Origin of the sequence: Pseudomonas eucalypticola, assembly GCF_013374995.1 — a bacterium.
GTDB classification, from domain to species: Bacteria; Pseudomonadota; Gammaproteobacteria; order Pseudomonadales; family Pseudomonadaceae; genus Aquipseudomonas; species Aquipseudomonas eucalypticola.
In genome coordinates this window covers 3,048,675-3,072,189 of record NZ_CP056030.1, presented here as the reverse complement: position 1 = coordinate 3,072,189, position 23,515 = coordinate 3,048,675, and the positions used below count along the sequence as shown (strand labels likewise).

The window sequence follows — 23,515 nt, the reverse complement described above, 5'->3', positions numbered from 1 at the left end:
TTTACTGGCCGCCGTGAACCACGCTGACCGGCTGCCATTGGTTGGCCTTGACCTGGTACACAGTGAACGATGGGTTCTTCAGGTTGCCCTGGGCATCGAAGGCGATGGTGCCAGTCACCCCGGCATACTGGCTGGCGCGCAGCGCCGGCAGGTACTGCTGCGGGTCGGTGGAGTCCGCTTTTTCGATGGCGGCGATCAGCACGCCCACACCGTCATAGGCAAAGGGCGCGTGCAGCTCGATGGGCGCCTTGAAGCGGGCGCGGTAGGCCGCCTCGAACGCCTGGCCGCCCGGCATCTGCGCCACGGCCAGGCCCGGCTCCAGGGCAGTCACGCCCTCGCCATCGTTCTGCGCCAGTTGCAGGAAGGTCTGGCTGACGAAGCCACCCGCGCCCATCAGGGTAGCCTTGATGCCCAACTGCTTGATGCGCCGGGCCAGGGGCGCGGCCTGGGAGTCGACGCCGCCAAAGAAGATCAGGTCCGGGTTCTGCGCGCGAATCGTGGTAAGCACGGCGCTGAAGTCGATGGTCTTGTCGTCGACGTACTCACGGGCCACCACCTTGCCGCCATGGGCGTCGACGGCCTTGATGAACTGGTCGGCCAGGCCCTGGCCGAAGGCCGTGCGGTCGTCGATGACGGCGATGCGCTGGGCCTTGAGGGTTTGCAAGGCGTATTGGCCCGCAACCTGGCCGCCGTCATCGTCGTGGCCCATGATGCGGAAGCTGGTGTCGAAGCCCTGCTGGGTGTAGGCATGGCCAGTGGCGACCGGGGCCACCTGGGCGATACCGGCATCATGGTAAACCCGCGCCGCCGGAATGCTGGTGCCGGTGTTCCAATGGCCCACCACGCCCACCACGCCCGCATCCACCAGGCGCTGGGCCACGGTGACCGCGGTGCGCGGGTCCGATTGGTCGTCTTCGCTGACCAGCTTGAACGTCACCGGCTTGCCGCCGAGGGTCGGGTGCTTGGCGTTGGCATCACTGATGGCCAGTTGAGCACCGTTTTCCAGGTCCTTGCCGATACGGGCCGACGGCCCGGTCAAGGGCCCGGCCAGGCCGATCAGGACTTCCTGGTCGGCCTGGGCCACGGCACTGGCCAGGCTGCTGAGGGCCACGCCCACGAGGGCCGCGCGCTTGTAAAAGTTGTTCATGGTCATTTCCTGTAAAAAATCGCGGCTGCTGCCAGCCACACTGCAAGGAGGAACACGCCGGCGGTCCGGTGGCGTCGGGGTTCAAATCACTTCATTCACCCAGGTACGCCGCGCGAATCTGCGCATCGTCCAGCAACTGCGCAGACGGCCCGCTGAGGGTGATGCGGCCACTGTCCATCACGTAAGCGCGGTCGGTGACCTGCAAGGCCAGCCGGGCGTTCTGCTCTACCAGCAGCAGGGTCATGCCGGCCTGGCAGACGCGGTCGATCACCTCGAATATCTTCTCCACCATCAACGGCGCCAGGCCCATGGACGGTTCATCGAGCACCAGCAGGCGCGGCCTGGACAGCAGCGCACGGGCCAGCGCCAGCATCTGCTGTTCACCGCCGGACAACAGGCCTGCCGGCTGTGCCAGGCGCTCGCGCAGGCGCGGAAAGTGGTCGAACAGGCCGTCCATTTCACTGGCCACCTGTTCACGGTCGCGGCGCAGGTAAGCGCCGGCTTGCAGGTTCTCCAGCACGCTCATGCGGGTGAAAATACCCCGCCCCTCCGGCACCAGGGCCATGCCCTGCCCCGGCAGCCGGTGGGCGGCCGCGCCGGCGATCGAGCGCCCGCCGAAGCGGATCTCCCCCGCTGCCGCTGGCAGCAAGCCTGCCAGGGCCTTGAGGGTGGACGTCTTGCCAGCGCCGTTTGCGCCGATCAGGGTCACGCGCTCCCCGGCCTGCACCTGCAGGTCGATGCCCTTCACCGCTTCGATGGCGCCGTAGCGCACCTTCAGCCCCTTGATGTGCAACAGTGCTTCAGACATGGGCAGCGCCCCCCAGGTAAGCCTTTATCACGGCGGGATGGCGGCGCACGTCCTGGGGCGTGCCTTCGGCGATCAGGGTGCCGTAGTCGAGCACGCTGATACGGTCGCACACGCCCATCACCAACTTCACGTCATGCTCGATCAACAGCACCGTGCGGCCATCGTCACGGATCTTCTCCAGGAGCCCGCGCAGTTGCTGCTTCTCGGTGGCATTCATGCCGGCAGCCGGTTCATCCAGGGCCAGCAAGCGCGGCTCGGTGGCCAGCGCCCGGGCAATTTCCAGGCGCCGCTGGTGGCCGTAGGACAACGCATCGGCACGGCTGTCGGCCCACTGGCCAATACCGACATAGTCCAGCAGGTGGCGGGCCATGGCTTCGGTCTCGCGCTCCTCCTCCCGGGCCCGGCGGTGGCGGCTCAGGGCCGCCCACACGCCGTTGCGAGTGCGCACATGGCGGCCGACCATGACGTTCTCCAGCACTGTCATCGAATTGAACAGGCGGATGTTCTGGAACGTACGGGCAATGCCGGCCTGGGCCACTTTGTGCACCGCCGTGGGCGCGTAGGGCTGGCCGTCGAGCATGAACCGGCCGCTGTCAGCGGTGTACAGCCCGGTCATCACGTTGAAAAAGGTGGTCTTGCCAGCGCCGTTGGGGCCAATCAGGCCGTGGACATGCCCGGGGGCAATGGTCAGGCTCACGCCATTGAGCGCGGCGACCCCACCGAACTGCTTGCGCACCTGGTCGATCTGCAACAGGGGAGTGCTCATTGGCCACCTCGGGAAGCCGGCCACAGGCCCGCCGGGCGATAGAGCATCGCCAGGATCAGCGCCAGGCCGTAGATCAATTGCCGGATGATTTCCGGGTCCACCAGCACCTGGCCGAAGACGCTTTGCTGCAACGGGCCAAGGCTGGCGCGCAGCAGTTCCGGCAAGGCGGCCAGCAACAGGCAGCCGAGGATGACACCGGGAATGTGCCCCATGCCGCCGAGCACCACCATGGCCAGCACCACGATGGACTCGTTGAGGCTAAATGATTCCGGCGAGACAAAGCCCTGGAAGGAAGCGAACATCGCCCCGCTGACACCGCCAAAAGCCGCGCCCATGGCGAAGGCCAGCAGCTTCAGCCGCCGGGTATCCAGCCCCATGGCGCTCGCGGCCTGTTCGTCCTCGCGCACCGCCACCCAGGCGCGACCGATGCGCGAGTGTTCCAGGCGCACGCAGACGAACACGATCAACAGGGCCAATGCTGCAAACAGGTAGTAATAGAGATACACCGAGGGCACGCGCAGGCCGAACAGGTCCTGGGTGCGTGCCAGGTTGACGCCGAACAGGCTGACCGGGTCCACCGAGGCGATGCCTTTGGGGCCATTGGTGATGTTCAGCGGCCGGTCCAGGTTGCGCATGAAGATGCGGATGATTTCACCAAAGCCCAGGGTGACGATGGCCAGGTAGTCACCGCGCAAGCGTAGGGTCGGCGCTCCCAGCAGCGCCCCGAAACCGGCCGCCAGCAGGGCTGCGAGGGGAACGATCAGCCACACGCTGACATGCAGGCCCTGGGGAAACCAGGCCGCCAGCACGGCGAACTGGCTGGTCAGGTGCGGCGACGCCAGCAGTGCGGTGAGGTAGGCGCCCACGGCGTAGAACGCGATGAAGCCCATGTCCAGCAGCCCCGCGTAACCCACCACGATGTTCAAGCCCAGCGCCAGCATCAGGTACAGCAAGGCAAAATCCAGGGTCCGTACCCAGGCGTTGCCGCCCGCATGGCCCAACAGCCAGGGCGCCAGCACAATCGCCAGGGCAAACAGCAGCACCCCCAGGCGGGCCTTGGCCCGTGGCAGGGTCAATGTCGTTGAAAGATTCATGCGCGACTCGCCAGGCGTTCACCGAGAAGGCCCGAAGGCCGAAGCACCAGCACCGCGATCAACACCACGAAGGCGAACACGTCCTGGTAGTTGCTGCCCAATACACCGCCGGTGGCTTGGCCCAGGTAACCGGTGCCAAGGGCTTCGATCAGCCCCAGCAGAATGCCGCCCAGCATCGCGCCACGCAGGTTGCCGATACCGCCCAGCACCGCGGCGGTGAAGGCTTTGATGCCCGGCAGGAACCCCATGTAGAAATTGGCGCTGCCGTAGTTGCTGGCCATCATGATGCCGGCCAACGCCGCCAGCGCCCCGCCGATGGCGAACGTCAGCACGATGACCCGGTTGGGGTTGATGCCCATCAGGCTAGCGACCTGGGGGTTTTCGGCCACGGCGCGCATGGCACGGCCCAGCCGGGTGTGCTCCACCAGCAACCACAGGCCGGCCATCACCAGCAACGCCACGGCGATGGTGGTCAGGGCCGTGCCATTGGTGATGGCGCCCGTGGGCCCCGGCGTGACCTGGATCGGGTCCAGGGGCAACAGTTGGGCAAACATCAGTGGGTTGCGCGACCACACCAGCATGGCCACGGTCTGCAACAGCAAGGACACGCCGATGCCACTGATCAGCGGCGCCAGGCGCGGCGCGTTGCGCAGCCGGCGGTAGGCCACGCGCTCGATCAGCATGGCCAACAAGGCGCAGGCGGCCATGGCCATCAGGGTCGCCGCCAACAGCATCAATGTCCCTGGGCAGTGCGGGAACGCAGCCTGCACCCCATGCAGCACCGACAGGCCCACGAGCGCGCCCACCATCAGCAGGTCGCCATGGGCAAAGTTGATGATGCGCAAGATGCCGTAGACCATGGTGTAGCCCAGGGCGATCAGCGCGTAAAGACTGCCGAGCAGGAGCCCGTTGAGCACCTGCTGGATAAAAGTATCCATGTGAATCGATCAATTCCGAGAAGCGAGAAGGCGGCACGGTAATTATCTATTCTGTTTTTATCAACTATCAGAAGTTTATATGCTTATTCCAATCGAAAATCGCCCACTTGAACTTCAACAATTGAATAAAAACAGGGGTTTTAGTCGCCATTACACTCATGCTAAATTCAATACATGAATAATTTAGAACAGTTACCCAATGACCCTCCCCTGCGTGCCGTGCGCACTTTCGAAGCCTTCGCCCGGCATGGCGGCGTCAACGCCGCTGCCAGGGAACTGGGGATCTCCGCTTCCGCGGTCAGCCACCAGCTGCGCCTGCTGGAAACCTTCCTGCAGCAGCCACTGACCTTGCGCCAGGGCCGCAACCTGGTGCTCACCGAAGAAGGCCGCGAGTATTACCGCGCCATTCGCTCCGCGTTTGCGGTGCTGCGCAGTGCCACCGAGCATGTGCTGGAAAAGTCCGCCACGCGCCAGGTCACCATCAGCCTGATCCCCATGTTCGGTTTCAACCTGTTCATTCCCCGGCTGGGCAGCTTCCTGCAGGAAAACCCGGGGCTGGACATCAACGTCACCTACGCCAACCACCGCAGCTATCCCAGTGACGCGGCAGACTTGTCGATACGCTTCGGTACCGGGCACTGGCCGGGCTACCACAGTGAACTGCTGCTCAGCGGTGCGGTGAGCCCTTACTGCAGCCGCGCCTTCAGCGCCGAGCATGGGCCGTTCGAGGGCGACCACGCGCTGGCCGACCTGCCATTGCTGCATGATGAAGAGCGCGGCACCTGGGCGCAGTGGCTCCAGGCCGCCGAGGTCAAACACGCGGCGGCCCTCAATGGGCTGCTGTTCGAGGATGGCCAACTGGCACTGACTGCCACCCTGACCGGCCTGGGCTGCGCGCTGCTGCGCCCACCCCTGGTGGCGCCCCTGGTGGCCAGCGGCGAACTGGTGCGCTTGTCGCCGCTGCAGATCGATGATGGGCGGGCGTATTTCCTGTGCCGGCGTTCAGCCACCGAGCTGTCCGCCGATGGGCTGAACCTGTACAACTGGATCAAGCGCAGCCTCACGGCCCCCTGATGACTTCGTGACACCGGCCATCCAGGGCCGGTCAGTACTCTTCGTAGTGCGCCGGGTCCTGGTCGAACGTACGCCCGTCGGGCGTCGCCAAGGTGGCGATGAGCGCCATGTCCTCGGCACTGAGCTCGAAATCGAAAATGGCCAGGTTCTCGCGCTGGCGCTGCACTGACGCCGCCTTGGGCAAAGCGATGGTGCCCATTTGGTGATGCCAGCGCAGAATCACCTGCACCAGGGTTTTGCCCAACCGCTGGGCGATACCCTGCAGCGCCGGGTCCTTGAGCAAATGGTTGGCGCGCCCCAGGGGGCTCCAGGACTGGGTGGCGATGCCGTGCTCACGGTGCCAGGCCAACTGCTCATGCTGGGGAAAATAGGGATGCAGTTCGATCTGGTTGACAGCCGGCTTGACGCCGGTGGCGTCGATGATGCGCTGCAGATGCTCGGGCAGGAAATTGCACACCCCGATGGACTTCACCTGACCGCGCCGCTGGGCCTCGATCAACGCTCGCCAGGCGTCCACGTACAGATCCTTGCTGGGGTTGGGCCAGTGCACCAGGTACAGGTCGAAGTAGTCCAGGCGAGTGCGGAACAGTGACTCCTCGATACACACCAGCGCCTCTTCGTAGGCGTGGTGGCGGCCGGGCAACTTGGAGGCGATACGCAGGTCCTGGCGGGCCACCCCGCTGCGGCGCACGGCTTCACCGACGGCACCTTCGTTCTCATAATTCACCGCGCCGTCGAGCAGCCGGTAACCGCTGGCGGTGGCGTTGACGATGGCCTCGACGCCTTCCCTGCCATTGAGGCGGTAGGTGCCGAAGCCCACGGCCGGCAGAGTATGGCCATCGTTGAGGGTAATGGAGGGAACAGGGGAAAGCATGGCAAGTCTCCTTGACGGCAGAGTGGATCGAAACTGGAACCGGTTTCAGTGCGCTACGCAAAAACTGACCCTGGCCCGCCGGTAGAGTTTCATTCCCGAGGAGCGTGCACCCGCGGCCGCCATCAGCTTTACCAAACCAAAAGGAATTATATTTACCTAAATATATGCAATATATTCATATAACTAACCGACATTTCCCTTACCCGCCCTTGACGCTATAGCGTGCGCCCACCCCATCGGGAAAAAGGAAACCCACCGTGAGAAAAACCACCCCCGCCCTGGCGCTGAACACTGATGTGCTGATCATCGGGGGCGGGCTGGCCGGCACCTGGGCCGCTATCGGCGCTGCCCGCGAAGGCGCTCGCGTCGTGCTGGTGGACAAGGGCTACTGCGGCACCAGTGGCGTGACCGCCACGGCCGGCCCTGGGCACTGGTGGGTACCCCCGTTGCCGGGCGCCCGCGAAGCGGCCATCGACAAACGCCTGGGCACGGCCTTCGGCTTGGCAGACAGGCACTGGATGGCCCGCATCATCGACACCACCTGGACAAGCTTGCCCGGCCTGGCCGGTTATTATGATTTTCCCCGCGACGACCACGGCGTGACCCAGTACCGAGGCCTGCGTGGCCCGGAATACATGCGCGCGCTGCGCAGCCGGGTGCTGGACAGCGGGGTGACGATCCTGGACCACTGCCCCGCCCTGGAGCTGTTGCGCGATGACCACGGGCGCCTGGCCGGTGCTCGTGGCTGGCGGCGCCAGGCTGGCGGGCAGTGGCAAGTACGGGCCGGCGCCGTGGTGCTGGCCACCGGTGGCTGCGCCTTTCTTTCCCGCTTGCTGGGCTGCCACACCAATACCGGCGACGGCTACCTGATGGCAGTCGAAGCAGGCGCCGAACTGTCGGGCATGGAGTTCTCCAACTACTACTGCATCGCCGCCGCCCATAGCACCATGACCCGTTCCATGGTCTACGGTTTTGGCGACTACACCGATACGGCCGGCCGTGCCCTGGACTTGCCCCAGGGGCCGGGCTTCACCGAAGCGCTGGGCCGTGCGTTGCTGCGCGGGCCGGTCTTCTGCCAGTTGGGTGACGTGCCTGCCGATGTGCGGGCACGCCTGCCCAGCATCCAACCCAACCTGATGTTGCCGTTCGACCGCCGGGGTATCGACCCCTACCGCCAGCGGTTCGAGGTCACCCTGCATCCGGAGGGCACCATTCGCGGCGTGGGCGGTGTGCGGGTGGTGGACCGGGACTGCCAGAGCGGCATCCCCGGTTTGTTCGTCGCCGGTGATGCCGCCAGCCGCGAGCTCATCGCGGGGGCTACTTCCGGGGGCGGCGCGCAGAATTCCGCCTGGGCCTTGTCTTCGGGGCAATGGGCGGGCCGTGGCGCGGCCCGGTTGGCCCTGGCTACCGTCCCCGCACCCGGCCCGGTGCAGGGTTTCAATGGCCTGGGGCTGGGCCACGGCCGCGGCCAGGACAGCAGCGCCCTGCTCGCCCGTATCCAGGCGGAAGTTCATCCGCTGGACCGCAACCTGTTCCGTCGCGGCAGCCAACTGGAACGCTCATTGCGGGCGCTGGACAATGTCTGGGACCAGGTGCAGCAAGGGCCCGGCGCCGAAGACAACCCACTGCGTGCGCGGGAAATCGTCGCCATGGCCGCCACGGCGCGCTGGTGCTACGGCGCAGCGGCGGCGCGACGCGAAAGCCGTGGCATGCACCAGCGCAGCGACACCCCCACGCAATCCACGGCCTTCGACGGCCACCTGCGAACCGGCGGCCTCGACCAACCCTGGACCCGCCTGGACACCCTTGCTGCGCTGGAGGCGCACGCCTGATGCTCGAACTGATCTTCACTGACCGCTGCAGCGGCTGCGGCCAATGCGCCAGCGTCTGCCCCACCAACGTGCTGACCTTTACCGGCGCTCTACCGCGGATCAGCGCCCCCTACGCCTGCCAGACGTGTTTCATGTGCGAGCTGTACTGCCCCGAGGACGCGCTGTACGTCGATCCCGACCCCGAACAGCTGCACCACCCTGACCCGACGCAGATCGCCGCCAGCGGGTTGCTGGGCCAGTACCGCCGTGACTCAGGCTGGAATGAATGGGCAGGCCACCCCGCACATCAGAATGAGCACTGGCGCATGGACGGGGTGTTTGCCTTGGCGCGAGCGCGCGCCGGGGGCTAGCGGCCATGCCTGGCGCGGCCAGCGCCGCACGGTTGGATTTGCCTTCCACCGCGAAACACCGTTAACATACGTTCCATATACATTTCATATATGGAACACCCATGGGTATCGTCAAGATCTCCGATGTGATGCACGAAAACCTGCGCGTGGCCTCCGGCGCGCTCAGCCGCTCCATCAACGCCCAGGCCGAGCACTGGATGCGCATCGGCATGTTGGCCGAACTGCACCCCCACCTTCCCCACAATGAACTGGCGCAGTGGTTGATTCGCGCCGAACAGGCCGGCGGTTTCGACCTGCACACCGTTTCCACCTGCATGGATGAACGCCTGGAGGCTGCACGATGAGCAAGGCTGTAACGATCAACACCCCCGCGCAAATCCAGCTGTCGCGCACCGCCGGCAAGCTGGCCGCCGATGTGCTGCACATGATCACCCCTTACGTGAAACCCGGGGTTTCCACCGACGAGCTGGACCGTATCTGCCACGACTACATCGTCAACGTGCAGAAGGCCAAGCCGGCCAACGTCGGTTACCACGGGTTTCCGAAGACCATCTGCGCGTCGGTCAACGACGTGATCTGCCACGGCATCCCCAACGGCAAGGTGCTGGCCGACGGTGACATCCTCAACATCGATGTGGCGGTCATCAAGGACGGCTGGTTCGGTGATACCAGCCGCATGTACCTGGTAGGCCAGACCAGCGACGAGGCGCAGCGCCTGGTACGTACTACGTATGAAGCCATGTGCGCCGGCATTCGCCAGGTACGCCCGGGCGCGCACCTGGGGGACATCGGCCACGCGATCCAGACCGTCGCCCATCGCGAAGGCTTCAGCGTGGTGCGTGAATACTGCGGCCATGGCATCGGCAAGGTGTACCACGACGAACCCCAGGTGCTGCACTACGGCAGTCGCGGCATGGGCATGAAGCTGGTCAAGGGCATGATCTTCACCGTGGAGCCCATGCTCAATGCCGGCAAGCGTCAGACCCAGACCCTGGCGGACGGCTGGACCGTGATCACCCGCGACCAGTCGTTGTCGGCGCAGTGGGAGCACATGGTGGCGGTCACCGACGATGGCTTCCAGATCCTCACCCCATGGCCCGAGCCGATCGACGGCTACGACGCAATCACCTGATCCGCTGTTTCGTGCTGAATCTGACGCTGGTCGGCAAACCGATTCAGCGGCATGCTAGGGCCCCCTTACCTGTCCCGGCTTACCATGAAACGCTATGAACAGCTCGCCGATGAAATCGCCCTGATGATCCGTACGGGTGTGCTCAAGGCGGGCGAGAAGGTGCCGTCGGTGCGCACGGCCAGCCGTACCTTCGTGGTCAGCCCTTCTACCGTGTTCCAGGCCTATTACCTGCTGGAAGATCGCGGCTTGATCCAGGCGCGGCCGCGCTCGGGCTATTTCGTCCGGGAGCTGGCCACGCGAGCGCTGAGCGAGCCGGCCATCGGCCCTCGCCAGGCCGACAGCACCGAAGTGGACGTCAGTGAACTGGTGTTTTCGGTATTGGGGTCGCTGAAAGACCCCAACACCGTGCCCTTCGGCTCGGCATTTCCCAGCCCGGACCTGTACCCCTTGCAGCGCCTGGCGCGTTCCATGGCCCGCACCGTGCGCGATATGCCCCCCCAGGCGGTGATCGCCGACATGACAGCCGGCAACCCCGACCTGCGCCGGCAAATAGCCTTGCGCTACATGATCAGCGGCGTGCACCTGGCGATGGACGAACTGGTGATCACCAACGGCGCGCTGGAGGCCTTGAACCTGTGCCTGCAGAGCGTGACCCAGCCGGGGGACCTGGTGGCCATCGAGTCACCGGCGTTCTATGCCACCCTGCAGGTGCTGGAGCGGCTGAAGCTCAAGGCGGTGGAAATTCCCGTGCACCCGCGCGAAGGGGTCGACCTGAACACCCTGGCCGATCGCCTGCAACGCCTGCCCATCAAGGCCTGCTGGTTCATGAGCAGCCTGCAGAACCCGTTGGGCGCCAGCCTGCCCGCTGCCGCCAAGGAAGCCTTGTACGGCCTGTTGCGCCAGCACCAGGTACCCCTGATCGAAGATGACGTCTACAGCGAACTGCATTACGGGCCCCAGCCGCAGCAGCCGGTCAAGCGCCTGGACCGTGACGGCCTGGTGATGCACTGCGGCTCGTTTTCCAAAAGCCTGGCGCCGGGTTACCGGGTGGGGTGGGTGGCCGCCGGGCAGTTCGCCCAGACGATCAGCCGGCTGAAACTGATGACTACGATTTCGCCCTCGGTGCCGGCCCAGGCGGCCATTGCCGACTACCTGCAGCACGGCGGCTACGACCGCCATCTGCGCAAGCTGCGGCACAACCTGGAAATGCAGCAGAGCGCCATGCTGGCGTCGGCCGCGCGGCACTTCCCCGAGGCCACGCGGGTCACCCGGCCCGACGGCGGTTACTTCCTGTGGTTTGAATTCCCCCGGCAGGTGGACTCGTTGCAACTGTTTCAGCTGGCCCTGGCCCAGGGCATAAGCATCGCCCCAGGGCCTATCTTCTCCGCTACCCGCGGCTTCGCGCACTGCGCGCGGCTGAACCATGGCCACCCATGGGACAAGCGCAGCGAGGATGCCATGGCCATGCTGGGGCGGATCGTGGACTCGTTCTGATCCAGCCGGCGGGTCAGGCAAACAATTGCCGATCCTGCACCTTGCGCGGATCGCTGTAGTCCTCCTGCCACCAAGGGGTCTCGCCCGTCTGGCGCGGCGGCCGCCGCAGGGTCAGGGCGCTGCGGGTGCCGGCGTCGGCGCTTTCCTGGGCAACGCGGAAATGGTAGTGGTCCAACAGGCGCACGGCTTCCACCATGTAAGCCACCGCCACGCGGCGATCGCGGATCACCAGCAGGTTCTCGCCGTTGCTGCGGTCGGCGGCATCGGCGAAGTTGTAGGAACCCATGTACACCCGGGCCGTCGGCTTGTCGAAGTCGATGACCACGAACTTGTGGTGCAGGCGCACCCCGGCGCCGCCAATCAGCCCCGTAGGCTCGGCCTGGAACGGCACCGGTACGTGCTTGTCTAGGACCGCGGCATGCAGGATCGCGCTCTGCCCTCCAGGCAGCAGCACGTCCAGGCCTTCCTGCATGTGCCGGTCGGAGATGCCGTAGACGAACACCGCCGGGTTGGCGGCCACCTGTTTGATGGCGGCCTGGATGGGGCCACGGGTCTGGTACAGGAAGGCCAGGGAAAACAGCAGGCTGGAACCGGTGCGGGCGATGTCTTCGCCCACCCCGGCGAGCGCCGCGTTGTCCTGGCCATGGGGTGAAAACGTGACCTGGGCGTCGATGTTTTCCAGCCCCAGGCTCTGCCAGCGGGCCATGGCCGAAGCGCCGAATGTCTGGGCCGAGGGACTGGCCCAGTACTGGGCAAACGCCGCCTGGAACAGCGCCAGCGCGGTAGGACCTTGCACCACCAGTGCGTTGTTGGCTTGCACGTAGAGGCCGCGCCAACTGAAGTTGGTCGAACCACACACCACGGTTTTCGCCGTGCTGCCGTCCAGCAGAATGACCTTGTTATGCTGCAGGCCGCCCATGTGCTCGCGCTTGACCGTCGCCCCCGCGCTGGTCAACCGCGCGGCGGCCTGGGTTTCGGCGGAGTCGGCCGCGCCATGGCCGGCGCTGTCGTCGATGATGATCTGCAGGCGGCTGCCGAGCTGTTCCAGGCGGGTGACGACATGGGGCTCGTTCAGGTCATAGGCGATGACTTTCACCTGGGCGTCGCGGTCACGGATGGCCTGGTCCAGCACCGCCAGAATCGCCTCGCGAGCTTCGAACCCCATCCACTGCAGCGCGGCCTGGGCATCGGCGTGGGTGGGGGCAAAGTCCAGGCCATCGGCGGCCTTGCGCGGCAACAGGGTCACCAGGTTGCGATCGTCCTTGGCGTAGCGCTCCACAAAGGCCTGTGACGAGACATAACCGCGGGTGAACGTGACGTTGAGCTGGCCCGGCCAGGTGTCCCGTTGCAGCTCGATGTCGCCCAGCTGCGCCTCGCCATAGCTGAGCTGGTCCTGGGCATTCATGAAAACCGGCGTGACCCGGTAGGTGAACGCCCCCGGCAGCTCGGCGTTGCGGGGAAAATGCACCCAGCGAAATTTCTGGATGGGCGACAGCAGGCTCGACAGCGCCGTGGTCGGCACGCGGCCATCCGCCGAGGGGAACGTCAGGCGGTTGTTGAGGGCATAGAAGCGGTCACCCGCTGGTTCCTTGTATTCGATGCCGAAACCGACGAAATCCGCAGGCGGCGGGCCGTCTTTCCAGTTCATGGCCAACAGCAGCATGCCTTCGCTGCGGTGCAGTTTGAGTGTGAACAACGCCGCGGCATTGCTACCGCTGACTTGAAAATCCCCTGGCATGGCATGGCTTCCTTGGCTGTGGTGGGCGGCAGCTTGCCAGATCGGCACTACAACGCAAAGCAGCCAGCCCGGTTGCGCCCGTGAAGGTAAATACGCCACAGTAAGGCCCCCACTGAAAGGGGCTCATCATGCGCCGCTGGCTTGCCCTCCTCCTGACCCTCCCCGCCGCGGCCCAGGCTGGCCAATGGTTGAGCGTGACGCCGCGCCCCGGGGCTGGCGAGCTGCATTACTACAGCTCCCAGCCCGGTAATGCCCAGGCGACGGCCGCCCTGGTGGTGGTCCACGGGTTCCCCCACGACGCCCTGCGCACGTTCCGCGCCGGCGTGGTGGCCAACCCCGGCGCCGTGGTGCTGGCGCCACTGTTTCAGGCCAATGACGCCGACCGCTGCCAGCGTGGCGACGAACCTCGTGCCGTGCCCGGTGAGCTGGTATGGACCTGTTCGGGGTGGATACAAGGCGAGCCGGCGATCAACGCCCCCCAGGTCAGCGCCTTTGCGGCCATGGACGCCTTGGTGGCCGAGGTGCGCCATCGATGGCCACAGGTGCGGACGATCACCGTGGCGGGCTTCTCGGCCGGTGCGCAGATGGTGCAGCATTACGTCGCCTTCGCCGCGCCCCAACCCGGCCTGCGCTTCGTCGTCGCCGACCCCGGCACCTGGCTGTATTTCCAAGCGCAACGGCCCTATGCAGTGAACGACTGCCCGGGGGCCAACCAGTGGAAATACGGGATTGAGGGGCTACCTGCCTGGCTACCCGGCCATGCCAGCGAGGCCTGGAGCCGCTACGCCAGCGCCGAGGTTCATTACCTGGCCGGAAGCCGGGACACCGGTGACGCCAAGGGCACTGCGTACCGGCTGCTCGACCGCTCTTGCGCGGCCATGGCCCAGGGGCCGTACCGGCTGGAGCGCGCCAGGGCTTTTACCCAAGCCCTGGGCCAACCGCTGATCGAGGTCCCTGGCTGCGCCCATGATGTGGGCTGCGTGTTCGGGTCCGCCCAAGGGCGGTCCGTGCTGGCGCCTTAGCGGATACCTGGCACTCGCACCTGGTCTTGCTGGCACTGCATTTTCACCCCGCGCCCGCAGGCGGTGAACGCCAGGTCCTTGGACAGGCATACCCGCACCTCGGCGAGTTGCGGCCCGCTGCAGCGCACCACCACGCCATCCTCGGGCATGCCGGTGTTGCTCTGGCGAAACAGCTGGACGATTTCCTGCGGTGCGAATGACTGTGTGCGTTCGGACGGCTGCAGGGCCGCCGGCACCTTCACCCGGCCCAGGGCACGGTCGGCGGTGTCCATGTACGCGGCGGCACCGAGGCCGCTGCACGTACCGTGTTTGTTCCACTCATGCTCCACCAGCGAGCGGCTGGGATACAGGCCGGCGCCCTGGGTGCGCTCGGCAGCGGTCAGCGGCGTGATCGGCTCGCAGTTCTGCGGCCAGCCGCCTTTGAGGTACTGCGGCCACAGGCCATGCAACACGAACCCATAGCCCTTGCCGCTGCACTGTTCATTGTTGCCGTGGGTGAAGCAGAAGGTCGGCGACCACGACAGGCTCAACAGGTAATAATCGAACTGGCCCGCCACTGACGGCGGGCGCTGACTATTCTGGCGAGCGTCGGCGGTGCCGAAGCTGCACAGCAGCATCAAGGTAATCAACAGCATGCGAGCCATGGCGCGGCCTCTCTGGAAAATGACAGCGAACTCTACCACCGCTTTCACCTTCAAGCCTGTCACACCGCACCGCGCACTCCCACAGAGGTAGCCGCGGCGGGTTCACCCCTGTGGGACCGGGCAAAACTCGGGAAGGCCGCACCGCGGGCCGCCTGATACACCGCGTGTCCGCTTCCCGAGCTGGCGCCCGGTCCCACAGGGGGGGGTGGCCACGGTGGCGGGGTTTGCCCTGTGGGACCGGGCGAGGCTCGGGAAGGCCACACCGCGGGCCGCCTGATACACCGCAGTGTCCGCTTCCCGAGCTGGCGCCCGGTCCCACAGGGGGTGGGGTGGCCGCGGTGGCGGGGTTTGCCCTGTGGGACCGGGCGAAGCTCGGGAAGGTCACACCGCGGCCGCCTGATACACCGCGTGTCCGCTTCCCGAGCTGGCGCCCGGTCCCACAGGGGGGGGTGGCCACGGTGGCGGGGTTTGCCCTGTGGGACCGGGCGAGGCTCGGGAAGGCCACACCGCGGGCCGCCTGATACACCGCAGTGTCCGCTTCCCGAGCTGGCGCCCGGTCCCACCGGGGGTGGGGTGGCCGCGGTGGCGGGGTTTGCCCTGTGGGACCGGGCGAAGCTCGGGAAGGCCACACCGCGGGCCGCCTGATACACCGCGTGTCCGCTTCCCGAGCTGACGCCCGGTCCCACAGGGGGGGTAGCCGCGGTGGCGGGGTTTGCCCTGTGGGACCGGGCGAAGCTCGGGAAGGCCGCACCGCGCTGGAACTGACCCACCGCAGCCATGCTGCCCCTGCGTGGTACGCCCTGCCCCTGGCCACGCGGGGTATCAGAACAACCCCATCTGCCCGCCGATCAAGGTGCCGAAATCATCATCGACAAAGGGCAGGATGCCGTCCGCCACCGGTTGCAGTTGCCGGCTGATATAGTGGTCGTAGTCGATGGCCGCGTCCACGGCCTCCAACGGCTGCGGGCCCGCCAGGGTGATGACGTAGCTGATCCACCCCCCACGCTGGTACTGCAGCGGCCGCCCCTGGCGGGCGTTGAATTCGTCGGCCAGGCGCGCGGCACGCACATGGGGCGGGACGTTGCGTTCGTAGTCGTCCAGGGGCCGGCGCAGACGCTTGCGGTACACCAGCTGATCGTCCAGTTCACCTGCCAGGGTGCGTTGCACCAGGTCGCGCACATAGTCCTGGTAAGGGCGATGGTGAAAGATGCGTTCGTACAACTGCTGCTGAAACGCTCGGGCCAGCGGCGACCAGTCGGTGCGCACCGCCTCCAGGCCCTTGTAGATCATCTCGTCGCGGCCATCGGCACGCCGTACCAGCCCGGCGTAGCGCTTCTTGCTGCCCTCCTCCGCGCCCCGAATGGTGGGCATCAGGAAGCGCGTGAAGTGGGTCTCGAATTGCAGCTCCAGCGCGCTATGCAAGCGGTACTCGGTGTGCAGCTGCTCACGCCAGAACGCATTGACGTGGGCGACGAGCGCCCGGCCAATGTCGGCCGCTTCCTGCTGGCCATGGGCGCGCTTGAGCCAGACGAACGTGCTGTCGGTGTCGCCATAGATCACTTCGTAGCCCTGAGCCTCCACCAGTTGCCGGGTACGCTGCATGATCTGGTGGCCGCGCAAGGTGATGGACGTGGCCAGGCGCGGATCAAAGAAGCGGCAGCCGCTGGACCCCAGCACCCCGTAGAACGCATTCATGATGATTTTCAGGGCCTGGGACAACGCCGCGTTGCCCTCGGCCTTGGCGGCCTCGCGCCCCTGCCACACCCGTTGGACGATGGCCGGCAAGCAATGGCGCTCGCGGGAAAAGCGCGCGCCCAGGAAACCCGGCACCGAATGTTCGTCGTCCGGTTGGCGCAACCCCTCGACCAAGCCGATGGGGTCGATGAGAAAGCTGCGGATGATCGACGGGTACAGGCTCTTGTAGTCCAGCACCAGCACAGACTCGTACAGCCCCGGGCGCGAGTCCATGACGAAGCCCCCCGGGCTGGCCTGGGGCGGGCGTTCCCCCAGGTTGGGGGCGACGAACCCCTGGCGGTGCATCAGCGGCAGGTACAGGTGCGTGAAGGCAGCGACGGAGCCACCGCTCTGGTCGGCCGGCAGCCCGGTGACGGTGGCGCGTTCGAGCAGAAAGTCCAACAGCCGCGTCTTGTCGAAGATGCGCAGCACCAGCTCGCAGTCCTTGAGGTTGTAGCGCGCCAGCGCCGGCTTGTCTTCGGCGAACAGGCGGTTGATCTCGTCCATGCGCTGGTAGGGCGTGGAAATGTCCTTGCCCTCGCCCAACAGGGTCTGGGCGACGTTCTCCAGGCTGAAGGACGGAAAACTCCAGGTGGCCTGGCGCAGGGCCTCGATGCCGTCGATGATCAGCCGCCCGGCGGCGCTGGCGAAGTAATGCCCGTTACCGCTGCCGTGTTCGCGCCACAGCAGTTCGGCGCCGTTGCGGCCCATGCGCAGGGCTACCCCGTGCCGGCGCGCCTGTTCGTGCAGCACGCGAAGGTCGAACTGCACCACGTTCCAGCCGATGATGGCGTCGGGGTCGTGGTCCACCAGCCACTGGTTCAGGCACTCGAGCAAGTGCACCGGCGAAGCGCAGTACTGAAGATCGAAGTTCACGGCCGTGGCGTCGCCGTTGGGCGGCCCCAGCATGTACACCTGGCGCTGGCCGCACCCCTGCAAGCCGATGCAGTACAGCTCGCCGCGCTCGGTGGTCTCGATATCCAGGGACAACACTTTCAGCACCGGGCGGTAGTCTTTCTCCGGTTTCAGCTGCGCGCCTTGCACGACCCCCTGCTCGTCGACCTGGCCCGTGAACTGCACGGGGGCGGTGATGAAGCGCTCCATCAGGTAGCGCTCCGGTGGGCGAATGTCGGCTTCATAGACATCCACCCCGGAGCGACGCAGGCTTTTTTCCAGGTCTAGCAAGTGCCGGTACTGCTGGCAGTACAGCCCCAGCACCGGGCGGTGGTGAAAGTCCTGCAGGGCCAACGGCCGCAGCTCACCGAGGCTTTCCCGCGCCAGCAACGCCCGGGCCTGGTCTTCATGGGCCTGGGGCACGAATGCCACCGAAGCCTGCACGGGCAGCCACAGCTGCCGGGGGCCAGCGTCGGTGGCGAGCCAGAACTCGACCTCCGTACCCGCCGGCGTGTCGCGCCAATGGCGAGTCAGGATAAAACCTTGCTGGACATCCACTGCACTGACCTCGTCGCAACCGCTTGGCAAAACGCCATTGTACCCGTTCACGCCGACGATTTGACGGGCGCCCGGGCTTTGCCCAAGCTACGCGTCTTTCCACTCGCATTGCGGACTACCTCTGAGTGAAAACTTCAGCGTTCAACTGGCCACGCCTGCTGCTGGCCGCCACGGGTGTATTGGTGCTGCTGGCCGGCTGTGACTTCGGCAAGCCCAAACCCCCTGCCCCCACCACCTATGTCAGCGTCGACTGGAGCGCCTTGCCGGCGGTGAGCGACGCTGACCTGCTCGCCGGCTTTAGCGCCTGGAAGTCGGCCTGCCAGCGCCTGGCCAAAGACCCGAACTGGGGCGCTACCTGCGCCGCCGCGGCCCAGGTGCAAGCGCAACCCGCTGCGATCCGCACTTTCCTGCAAACCCAATTGCAGGTCTACAGCCTGCGCTCTGGCGACAACAAGGACCGCGGCCTGATCACCGGCTACTACGAACCGGTCTACGGCGGCAGCCTGACCCAGGACGAACAGCATGGCGTGCCCGTGCTGGGGGTGCCTGATGACCTGATCATCGTCAACCTGGACAGCATTTACCCCAAACTCAAGGGCAAGCGCCTGCGCGGGCGCTTGGACGGCCGCATATTGCGGCCGTATGACGATGCCTCCACCATCAACAGCAAGGGCGTCAACGCCCCGGTGCTGGCGTGGCTGAACAACCCCATGGACCTGCAGTTCCTGCAGATCCAGGGCTCGGGGCGAATCCGCCTGGACAGCGGCCGCCAACTGCGCATCGCCTACGCCGACCAGAACGGCTATCCCTACAAGCCGGTGGGTCGCTGGCTGGTGGAACAGGGGCTGCTGAAAAAAGAGGAAGTCAGCATGGGCAAGATCCGCGACTGGGCCACCGCCAACCCCGAGCGGGTGCCTGAACTACTGGCCAGCAACCCCAGCTACGTTTTCTTCACCACGCGCCCGGACAGCGACGAAGGGCCACGCGGCTCGCTCAACGTGCCGTTGACGGCGGGCTACAGCGTGGCCATCGACCGCAAGGTTATCCCCCTGGGCAGCCTGTTGTGGCTGAACACCACCAGCCCCGACGGTAAAACCGTGACCCGGCCCGTGGCCGCTCAGGACACCGGCGGCGCCATTGCCGGCGAAGTGCGCGCGGACCTGTTCTGGGGCACCGGCGACAAGGCCGGGGAACTGGCCGGCAACATGAAGCAGCAAGGTCAGATCTGGTTGCTGTGGCCCAAGGGCGCGCCGGCGCCGAAGGTGCAATAAAGCCACCGATTGATACGCGGCGACCTTGCAGGGAGCGCCAACCTCTACGACGCTGTAAGGACAATAACGCCCAGGACCGTAGAGGCAGCCATGAAAACCGTCGCCGATTTACTCAAGCTCAAGGCCCAGCACCATCAGCAGGTCCACACCATCGGCCCGGACCAGATGGTGCTGGACGCGCTGAAGCTGATGGCGGAAAAGAACATCGGCGCCCTGCCGGTCGTCGAGGACGGGGCCGTGGTGGGCATCATCAGTGAGCGCGATTATGCGCGCAAAGTCGTGTTGCAGGGCCGTTCGTCGGTGGGCACGCCGGTCAGCGCGATCATGAGCGCCAAGGTCATCACCGTCGACCCGCACAAGCAGGTGGATGCCTGCATGAACATCATGACCGACAGCCACCTGCGCCACCTGCCGGTGGTGGAGGATGGGCAGTTGCTGGGCCTGCTGTCCATCGGCGACCTGGTCAAGGAAGCCATTGCCGAGCAGGCCGACCTGATCCGCCAGCTGGAACAATATATTCGCGGCGAGTAGGTTCGCGCCTGGGGCGCCGCAGGTATACTGCGCGCCCCCGGGGATGGCCCCGGCCCAGACCCGCACTGCCCGGAGCACCCATGACCGTCGACCACACCGCCACCCCGTCCCCAGCCACCGGCGACGACAGCCAGGAAGCCGTGCCAGCCTTCAGCTTCCCGTTCAAGCCCGGCGCCTTCGCAGCGGCGAAAAAGGCCCCGACCTACCCCGGCGCCGGCAAGTCCAACCACGACAAGACCCCAGGCCGCGCGCCCAACGGCACGCGCCGTTCCATGGGCAAGCGCTGAGTCAGCGGTTGACGTCCACCACCACCCGGCCTCGCACCCCGCCGTCCATGAGCTGAGCGGCCACTGCCACGACCTCGCTCAAGCCGATTTCGCGGCTGATCAGCGCCAGGAGGTCGCGGTCCAGGTCACGGGCCAAGCGCTCCCACGCCTCGATCCGATCGGCCTGGGGGCGCTTCACGCTGTCGATGCCCAACAGTGACACCCCGCGCAAGATGAACGGTGCCACCGAGCCCGGGAAATCCATGCCCTGGGCCAGGCCACAGGCGGCCACTGCGCCGTGGTAGCGGGTGGTTGCGCAGACGTTGGCCAGGGTATGGCTGCCCACCGAGTCGACGGCGCCCGCCCAGCGCTCCTTGCCCAACGGCTTGCCCGGTGCCGACAGGCTGGCGCGGTCGATGACCTCGCTGGCCCCCAGGTGCTTGAGGTATTCGTGTTCGCTGCTGCGCCCGGTCGACGCCACCACCCGGTAACCCAGGCGCGCCAACAAGGCGATGGCAAAGCTGCCGACACCGCCGTTGGCACCGGTCACCAGCACATCGCCCTGGTCGGGGGTAACGCCGTGCCGCTCCAGGGCCATCACGCACAACATCGCGGTGTAGCCCGCCGTGCCGATGGCCATGGCTTCAGCCGGGGTAAAGGCACTGGGCAGCGGGATCAGCCAGTCGCCGTTCACCCGTGCTTTCTGGGCCAGGCCGCCCCAATGCCCTTCGCCCACGCCCCAGCCGTTGAGCAACACAGTGTCGCCGGGTTGACAGCAACCATGAGCACTCTGGCTGACGGTGCCCACCAAGTCGATGCCCGGCACCATGGGGAAGCTGCGCACCACCGGCCCCTTGCCGGTAATGGCCAGGCCGTCCTTGTAATTCAAGGTGCTGTAGGCCACATCGATGGTCACGTCGCCTTCCGGTAAGCGCGACTCGTCCAGCGCTTGCACACTGGCCCGTTGGCCGTTGTCGTCCTGCTCGATCACGATGGCATTGAACATGCTGCTCTCCTTCTTTTAGACCGACTGTCTTTAAAGTGCCATGAAAAAGCCGGCAGGTGCCGGCTGGGCTCCCTCAGATCTGGAAAAACGCCGACCGCAGGAAGCCGCTGACGAAGATGCGCATGGGCTGCGCGCTGCGCACCAGGCGCGCACGCAGCACCGCGCCTTCCCAGCCGGTCCAGAAAAACGCGGCCAGTTCGTCGCAGTCAGCGTCCTTGGGCAGGTCACCGCTGGCCTGGGCGGCTTTCAGGCAAGCACTCAGGCGTTGCTGCCAGTCGGCGAACACACGCTCGATGGCCTCGCGGTAGCCCTCCGGCAGCACCGAAATTTCCTGCCCCAGGTTGCCCACCAGGCAGCCGCGGCGGTACTCATGCCGGGCCATGCCCTTCTGGGCGTCTTCGGCGAAGGCCAGGATCCGCTCCAGCGGCGCCACCGACTCGTCCAGCAGCCAGTGGTCGAGCTTGCGGGCGAAATACTGTGCGTAGTTCTCCAGCAGCGCACGGCCGAAGGCGTCCTTGCTGGCGAAGTAGTGATAGAACGAGCCCTTGGGCACGCCGACACGCTTGAGAATCATGTCGATGCCAGTGGCACTGAAGCCTTGTTCGGTAAGGATTTCCGTACCACAACGCACCAATAGCTCACGAGTATCGTAATGCTCGCGAGGTACCTTGGGAGGGCGGCCGGGTCTGCGGGGTGCGGGAGCTATGGTTGGCGTAGTCATGGGAATGGATATTAGACTGGCCGTCTCGATTGTCAACTGCTTATACCTAACAGGCGGACGGGCTGCCCTGATGGCCATGGGCCCGTGAGGAATTCGCGGCTGAGGGTAGGCACGTCATGGCGCTTCGCTATATAGTCGCCTGCATAACGAGAATACCCATCCAAAGGAGTTGCACGATGTCCGTCACTACCCCCCGCCTGGCCCTGCTCGGGCTGTTCGCAGCCTTGGCCTTCAACGCCCAGGCCGACGAGGTCCAGGTGGCTGTCGCCGCCAACTTCACCGCACCGATCCAGGCCATCGCCAAGGACTTCGAGGCTGATACCGGCCACAAGCTCGTCGCCGCCTACGGCGCCACCGGCCAGTTCTATACCCAGATCAAGAACGGCGCGCCATTCGACGTGTTCCTGGCGGCCGACGACACCACCCCGGCCAAGCTGGAAAGCGAAGGCGACACCGTCAAGGGCTCGCGCTTCACCTACGCGGTAGGCACCCTGGCCCTGTGGTCGGCCAAGGACGGTTACGTGGACAACCAGGGTGACGTACTGAAAGCCAACCAGTACCAGCACCTGTCCATCGCCAACCCCAAGGCCGCCCCGTACGGCCTGGCCGCCACCCAGGTACTCGACAAGCTGAAACTGACCGAAGCCACCCAGGCCAAGATCGTCGAAGGCCAGAACATTACCCAGGCCTACCAGTTCGTTTCCACCGGCAATGCCGAACTGGGCTTCGTCGCGCTGTCGCAGATCTTCAAGGACGGCAAGGTCACCAGCGGCTCGGCGTGGATCGTGCCGGCCAACCTGCATGACCCGATCAAACAAGACGCAGTCATCCTCAACAAGGGCAAGGACAGCGCCGCCGCCAAGGCGTTGGTGCAATACCTCAAAGGTCCGAAAGCGGCCGCCATCATCAAGTCCTACGGCTACGAACTCTGATGCCACTGGACGCGAGTGACCTGTCGGCCATCTGGCTGACGGTCAAACTGGCGTCGCTGACCACCCTGTTGCTGCTGGTGATCGGCACCCCGATCGCCTGGTGGCTGGCCCGCACCCGCTCGCGCCTGCGCGGGCCGGTGGGGGCGGTGGTGGCCTTGCCGCTGGTGCTGCCCCCTACCGTCATCGGTTTCTATCTGCTGCTGGCCATGGGCCCCAACGGCTTCATTGGCCATGCGACCCAGGCGCTGGGGCTGGGCACCCTGACGTTCAGTTTCGCCGGGCTGGTGATCGGCTCGGCCCTCTATTCCCTACCCTTTGTGGTGCAGCCGCTGCAGAACGCCTTCACCGCCATCGGCGACCGGCCGCTGGAAGTGGCGGCCACCTTGCGTGCCTCGCCTTGGGACTGCTTTTTCACCGTGGTCGTACCCCTGGCGCGGCCCGGTTTCGTCACCGCCAGTATTCTGGGGTTTGCCCACACCGTGGGCGAGTTTGGCGTGGTGCTGATGATCGGCGGCAACATCCCCGACAAGACCCGGGTGGTCTCGGTGCAAATCTATGACCACGTGGAAGCCATGGAGTACGCCCAGGCCCACTGGCTGGCCGGCGCCATGCTGGCGTTTTCGTTTCTGGTGCTACTGGCCCTGTACGCCCGTGGCCACGCAAAAGCCCGCTGGAGTTGACCCGTGAGC

23 protein-coding genes are annotated in these 23,515 nt (G+C 65.9%); 12 read left to right on the top strand and 11 right to left on the bottom strand.

What is annotated here, in order from left to right; all coding sequences use genetic code 11:
• Position 1 precedes the first annotated feature (1 nt).
• The 5 genes from HWQ56_RS13780 to HWQ56_RS13760 form a co-directional block, all read right to left on the bottom strand.
• Positions 2 to 1,147: a branched-chain amino acid ABC transporter substrate-binding protein gene (locus HWQ56_RS13780; RefSeq protein ID WP_158159093.1), complete on the bottom strand. Its 1,146-nt coding sequence runs from the start codon at positions 1,145 to 1,147 to the stop codon at positions 2 to 4.
• A 91-nt stretch (positions 1,148 to 1,238) separates the two neighbouring features.
• Entirely contained in the window at positions 1,239 to 1,955 is a 717-nt protein-coding gene (locus HWQ56_RS13775; RefSeq protein WP_176570844.1) for an ABC transporter ATP-binding protein, read from the bottom strand.
• Positions 1,948 to 2,721: an ABC transporter ATP-binding protein gene (locus HWQ56_RS13770; protein WP_176570843.1), complete on the bottom strand. Its 774-nt coding sequence runs from the start codon at positions 2,719 to 2,721 to the stop codon at positions 1,948 to 1,950. The genes HWQ56_RS13775 and HWQ56_RS13770 overlap by 8 nt, the downstream gene beginning before the upstream one ends.
• Positions 2,718 to 3,815 (bottom strand): ABC transporter permease subunit, encoded by a 1,098-nt coding sequence (locus tag HWQ56_RS13765; RefSeq protein WP_176570842.1) that lies wholly within the window; start codon positions 3,813 to 3,815, stop codon positions 2,718 to 2,720. The genes HWQ56_RS13770 and HWQ56_RS13765 overlap by 4 nt, the downstream gene beginning before the upstream one ends.
• A complete protein-coding gene (locus HWQ56_RS13760; RefSeq protein WP_176570841.1) occupies positions 3,812 to 4,753 on the bottom strand; it encodes a branched-chain amino acid ABC transporter permease in 942 nt (313 codons plus the stop codon). The genes HWQ56_RS13765 and HWQ56_RS13760 overlap by 4 nt, the downstream gene beginning before the upstream one ends.
• 174 nt (positions 4,754 to 4,927) lie before the next feature.
• Here HWQ56_RS13760 and HWQ56_RS13755 point away from each other — a divergent pair, with 174 nt between their 5' ends.
• Positions 4,928 to 5,827 carry a LysR substrate-binding domain-containing protein gene (locus HWQ56_RS13755; protein ID WP_176570840.1) on the top strand — a complete coding sequence of 300 codons (900 nt, stop codon included), beginning with the start codon at positions 4,928 to 4,930 and terminating at the stop codon, positions 5,825 to 5,827.
• A 31-nt stretch (positions 5,828 to 5,858) separates the two neighbouring features.
• On the opposite strand, the gene HWQ56_RS13750 is transcribed toward HWQ56_RS13755, so the two are convergent.
• Positions 5,859 to 6,701, bottom strand: a complete 843-nt coding sequence (locus HWQ56_RS13750; protein WP_158159105.1) for an aldo/keto reductase — start codon at positions 6,699 to 6,701, stop codon at positions 5,859 to 5,861.
• A gap of 257 nt (positions 6,702 to 6,958) precedes the next feature.
• Here HWQ56_RS13750 and HWQ56_RS13745 point away from each other — a divergent pair, with 257 nt between their 5' ends.
• The 5 genes from HWQ56_RS13745 (at position 6,959) to mapR (ending at position 11,509) form a co-directional block, all read left to right on the top strand.
• Positions 6,959 to 8,533, top strand: a complete 1,575-nt coding sequence (locus HWQ56_RS13745; RefSeq protein WP_176570839.1) for an FAD-binding protein — start codon at positions 6,959 to 6,961, stop codon at positions 8,531 to 8,533.
• Complete coding sequence (locus HWQ56_RS13740) at positions 8,533 to 8,883, top strand: 4Fe-4S dicluster domain-containing protein (protein WP_158159230.1); 351 nt, start codon at positions 8,533 to 8,535, stop codon at positions 8,881 to 8,883. Before HWQ56_RS13745 ends, HWQ56_RS13740 begins: the two co-directional genes overlap by 1 nt.
• A 101-nt stretch (positions 8,884 to 8,984) precedes the next feature.
• Positions 8,985 to 9,227: a ParD-like family protein gene (locus tag HWQ56_RS13735; protein WP_158159229.1), complete on the top strand. Its 243-nt coding sequence runs from the start codon at positions 8,985 to 8,987 to the stop codon at positions 9,225 to 9,227.
• A complete protein-coding gene (map, locus tag HWQ56_RS13730) occupies positions 9,224 to 10,015 on the top strand; it encodes a type I methionyl aminopeptidase (protein ID WP_158159228.1) in 792 nt (263 codons plus the stop codon). Before HWQ56_RS13735 ends, map begins: the two co-directional genes overlap by 4 nt.
• An 84-nt stretch (positions 10,016 to 10,099) precedes the next feature.
• A complete protein-coding gene (gene mapR, locus HWQ56_RS13725) occupies positions 10,100 to 11,509 on the top strand; it encodes a GntR family transcriptional regulator MpaR (RefSeq protein WP_158159227.1) in 1,410 nt (469 codons plus the stop codon).
• Positions 11,510 to 11,522: 13 nt separating this feature from the next.
• Here mapR and HWQ56_RS13720 read toward each other — a convergent pair whose 3' ends face one another.
• On the bottom strand, positions 11,523 to 13,247 hold the full coding sequence (locus HWQ56_RS13720) for a phospholipase D-like domain-containing protein (RefSeq protein WP_176570838.1): 1,725 nt from the start codon (positions 13,245 to 13,247) through the stop codon (positions 11,523 to 11,525).
• A 128-nt stretch (positions 13,248 to 13,375) separates the two neighbouring features.
• On the opposite strand from HWQ56_RS13720, the gene HWQ56_RS13715 reads away from it, so the two are divergent.
• A complete protein-coding gene (locus HWQ56_RS13715) occupies positions 13,376 to 14,269 on the top strand; it encodes an alpha/beta hydrolase (protein ID WP_176570837.1) in 894 nt (297 codons plus the stop codon).
• Here the strand turns inward: HWQ56_RS13715 and HWQ56_RS13710 are convergent.
• Both HWQ56_RS13710 and HWQ56_RS13705 read right to left on the bottom strand, forming a co-directional pair.
• Positions 14,266 to 14,913 carry a ribonuclease T2 family protein gene (locus HWQ56_RS13710; protein ID WP_176570836.1) on the bottom strand — a complete coding sequence of 216 codons (648 nt, stop codon included), beginning with the start codon at positions 14,911 to 14,913 and terminating at the stop codon, positions 14,266 to 14,268. The two genes, HWQ56_RS13715 and HWQ56_RS13710, sit on opposite strands and share 4 nt — an antisense overlap.
• Positions 14,914 to 15,735: 822 nt before the next feature.
• Entirely contained in the window at positions 15,736 to 18,099 is a 2,364-nt protein-coding gene (locus tag HWQ56_RS13705; protein ID WP_176570835.1) for a DNA polymerase II, read from the bottom strand.
• Positions 18,100 to 18,224: 125 nt separating this feature from the next.
• Here HWQ56_RS13705 and mltA point away from each other — a divergent pair, with 125 nt between their 5' ends.
• The 3 genes from mltA (at position 18,225) to HWQ56_RS13690 (ending at position 20,188) form a co-directional block, all read left to right on the top strand.
• On the top strand, positions 18,225 to 19,370 hold the full coding sequence (gene mltA / locus HWQ56_RS13700) for a murein transglycosylase A (RefSeq protein WP_176570834.1): 1,146 nt from the start codon (positions 18,225 to 18,227) through the stop codon (positions 19,368 to 19,370).
• Between the two features lie 90 nt (positions 19,371 to 19,460).
• On the top strand, positions 19,461 to 19,901 hold the full coding sequence (locus tag HWQ56_RS13695) for a CBS domain-containing protein (protein ID WP_158158215.1): 441 nt from the start codon (positions 19,461 to 19,463) through the stop codon (positions 19,899 to 19,901).
• Positions 19,902 to 19,981: 80 nt separating this feature from the next.
• Entirely contained in the window at positions 19,982 to 20,188 is a 207-nt protein-coding gene (locus HWQ56_RS13690) for a hypothetical protein (RefSeq protein WP_158158580.1), read from the top strand.
• 1 nt (position 20,189) lies between these two features.
• Here HWQ56_RS13690 and acuI read toward each other — a convergent pair whose 3' ends face one another.
• Both acuI and acuR read right to left on the bottom strand, forming a co-directional pair.
• Positions 20,190 to 21,173 carry an acrylyl-CoA reductase (NADPH) gene (gene acuI, locus HWQ56_RS13685; protein ID WP_158158579.1) on the bottom strand — a complete coding sequence of 328 codons (984 nt, stop codon included), beginning with the start codon at positions 21,171 to 21,173 and terminating at the stop codon, positions 20,190 to 20,192.
• A gap of 73 nt (positions 21,174 to 21,246) precedes the next feature.
• Complete coding sequence (gene acuR, locus HWQ56_RS13680) at positions 21,247 to 21,894, bottom strand: acrylate utilization transcriptional regulator AcuR (RefSeq protein WP_176570833.1); 648 nt, start codon at positions 21,892 to 21,894, stop codon at positions 21,247 to 21,249.
• Between the two features lie 176 nt (positions 21,895 to 22,070).
• On the opposite strand from acuR, the gene modA reads away from it, so the two are divergent.
• Positions 22,071 to 22,826, top strand: coding sequence for a molybdate ABC transporter substrate-binding protein (modA, locus tag HWQ56_RS13675; RefSeq protein ID WP_176570832.1), 756 nt, complete (start codon positions 22,071 to 22,073; stop codon positions 22,824 to 22,826).
• Positions 22,826 to 23,506 carry a molybdate ABC transporter permease subunit gene (modB, locus tag HWQ56_RS13670; protein ID WP_176570831.1) on the top strand — a complete coding sequence of 227 codons (681 nt, stop codon included), beginning with the start codon at positions 22,826 to 22,828 and terminating at the stop codon, positions 23,504 to 23,506. Before modA ends, modB begins: the two co-directional genes overlap by 1 nt.
• The last annotated feature ends 9 nt before the right edge of the window (positions 23,507 to 23,515 follow it).

What these genes read in the sequence shown, in the direction of transcription:
- HWQ56_RS13765 (WP_176570842.1), bottom strand. Translation starts at nt 3,815, where the DNA reads ATGAATCTTTCAACGACATTGACCCTGCCACGGGCCAAGGCCCGCCTG.
- HWQ56_RS13735 (WP_158159229.1), top strand. Translation starts at nt 8,985, where the DNA reads ATGGGTATCGTCAAGATCTCCGATGTGATGCACGAAAACCTGCGCGTG.
- HWQ56_RS13740 (WP_158159230.1), top strand. Translation starts at nt 8,533, where the DNA reads ATGCTCGAACTGATCTTCACTGACCGCTGCAGCGGCTGCGGCCAATGC.
- HWQ56_RS13715 (WP_176570837.1), top strand. Translation starts at nt 13,376, where the DNA reads ATGCGCCGCTGGCTTGCCCTCCTCCTGACCCTCCCCGCCGCGGCCCAG.
- acuI (WP_158158579.1), bottom strand. Translation starts at nt 21,173, where the DNA reads ATGTTCAATGCCATCGTGATCGAGCAGGACGACAACGGCCAACGGGCC.
- HWQ56_RS13690 (WP_158158580.1), top strand. Translation starts at nt 19,982, where the DNA reads ATGACCGTCGACCACACCGCCACCCCGTCCCCAGCCACCGGCGACGAC.
- modB (WP_176570831.1), top strand. Translation starts at nt 22,826, where the DNA reads ATGCCACTGGACGCGAGTGACCTGTCGGCCATCTGGCTGACGGTCAAA.
- HWQ56_RS13720 (WP_176570838.1), bottom strand. Translation starts at nt 13,247, where the DNA reads ATGCCAGGGGATTTTCAAGTCAGCGGTAGCAATGCCGCGGCGTTGTTC.
- HWQ56_RS13780 (WP_158159093.1), bottom strand. Translation starts at nt 1,147, where the DNA reads ATGAACAACTTTTACAAGCGCGCGGCCCTCGTGGGCGTGGCCCTCAGC.
- acuR (WP_176570833.1), bottom strand. Translation starts at nt 21,894, where the DNA reads ATGACTACGCCAACCATAGCTCCCGCACCCCGCAGACCCGGCCGCCCT.
- HWQ56_RS13770 (WP_176570843.1), bottom strand. Translation starts at nt 2,721, where the DNA reads ATGAGCACTCCCCTGTTGCAGATCGACCAGGTGCGCAAGCAGTTCGGT.
- HWQ56_RS13760 (WP_176570841.1), bottom strand. Translation starts at nt 4,753, where the DNA reads ATGGATACTTTTATCCAGCAGGTGCTCAACGGGCTCCTGCTCGGCAGT.
- mapR (WP_158159227.1), top strand. Translation starts at nt 10,100, where the DNA reads ATGAAACGCTATGAACAGCTCGCCGATGAAATCGCCCTGATGATCCGT.
- HWQ56_RS13750 (WP_158159105.1), bottom strand. Translation starts at nt 6,701, where the DNA reads ATGCTTTCCCCTGTTCCCTCCATTACCCTCAACGATGGCCATACTCTG.
- HWQ56_RS13755 (WP_176570840.1), top strand. Translation starts at nt 4,928, where the DNA reads ATGAATAATTTAGAACAGTTACCCAATGACCCTCCCCTGCGTGCCGTG.
- HWQ56_RS13775 (WP_176570844.1), bottom strand. Translation starts at nt 1,955, where the DNA reads ATGTCTGAAGCACTGTTGCACATCAAGGGGCTGAAGGTGCGCTACGGC.
- modA (WP_176570832.1), top strand. Translation starts at nt 22,071, where the DNA reads ATGTCCGTCACTACCCCCCGCCTGGCCCTGCTCGGGCTGTTCGCAGCC.
- HWQ56_RS13695 (WP_158158215.1), top strand. Translation starts at nt 19,461, where the DNA reads ATGAAAACCGTCGCCGATTTACTCAAGCTCAAGGCCCAGCACCATCAG.
- HWQ56_RS13710 (WP_176570836.1), bottom strand. Translation starts at nt 14,913, where the DNA reads ATGGCTCGCATGCTGTTGATTACCTTGATGCTGCTGTGCAGCTTCGGC.
- map (WP_158159228.1), top strand. Translation starts at nt 9,224, where the DNA reads ATGAGCAAGGCTGTAACGATCAACACCCCCGCGCAAATCCAGCTGTCG.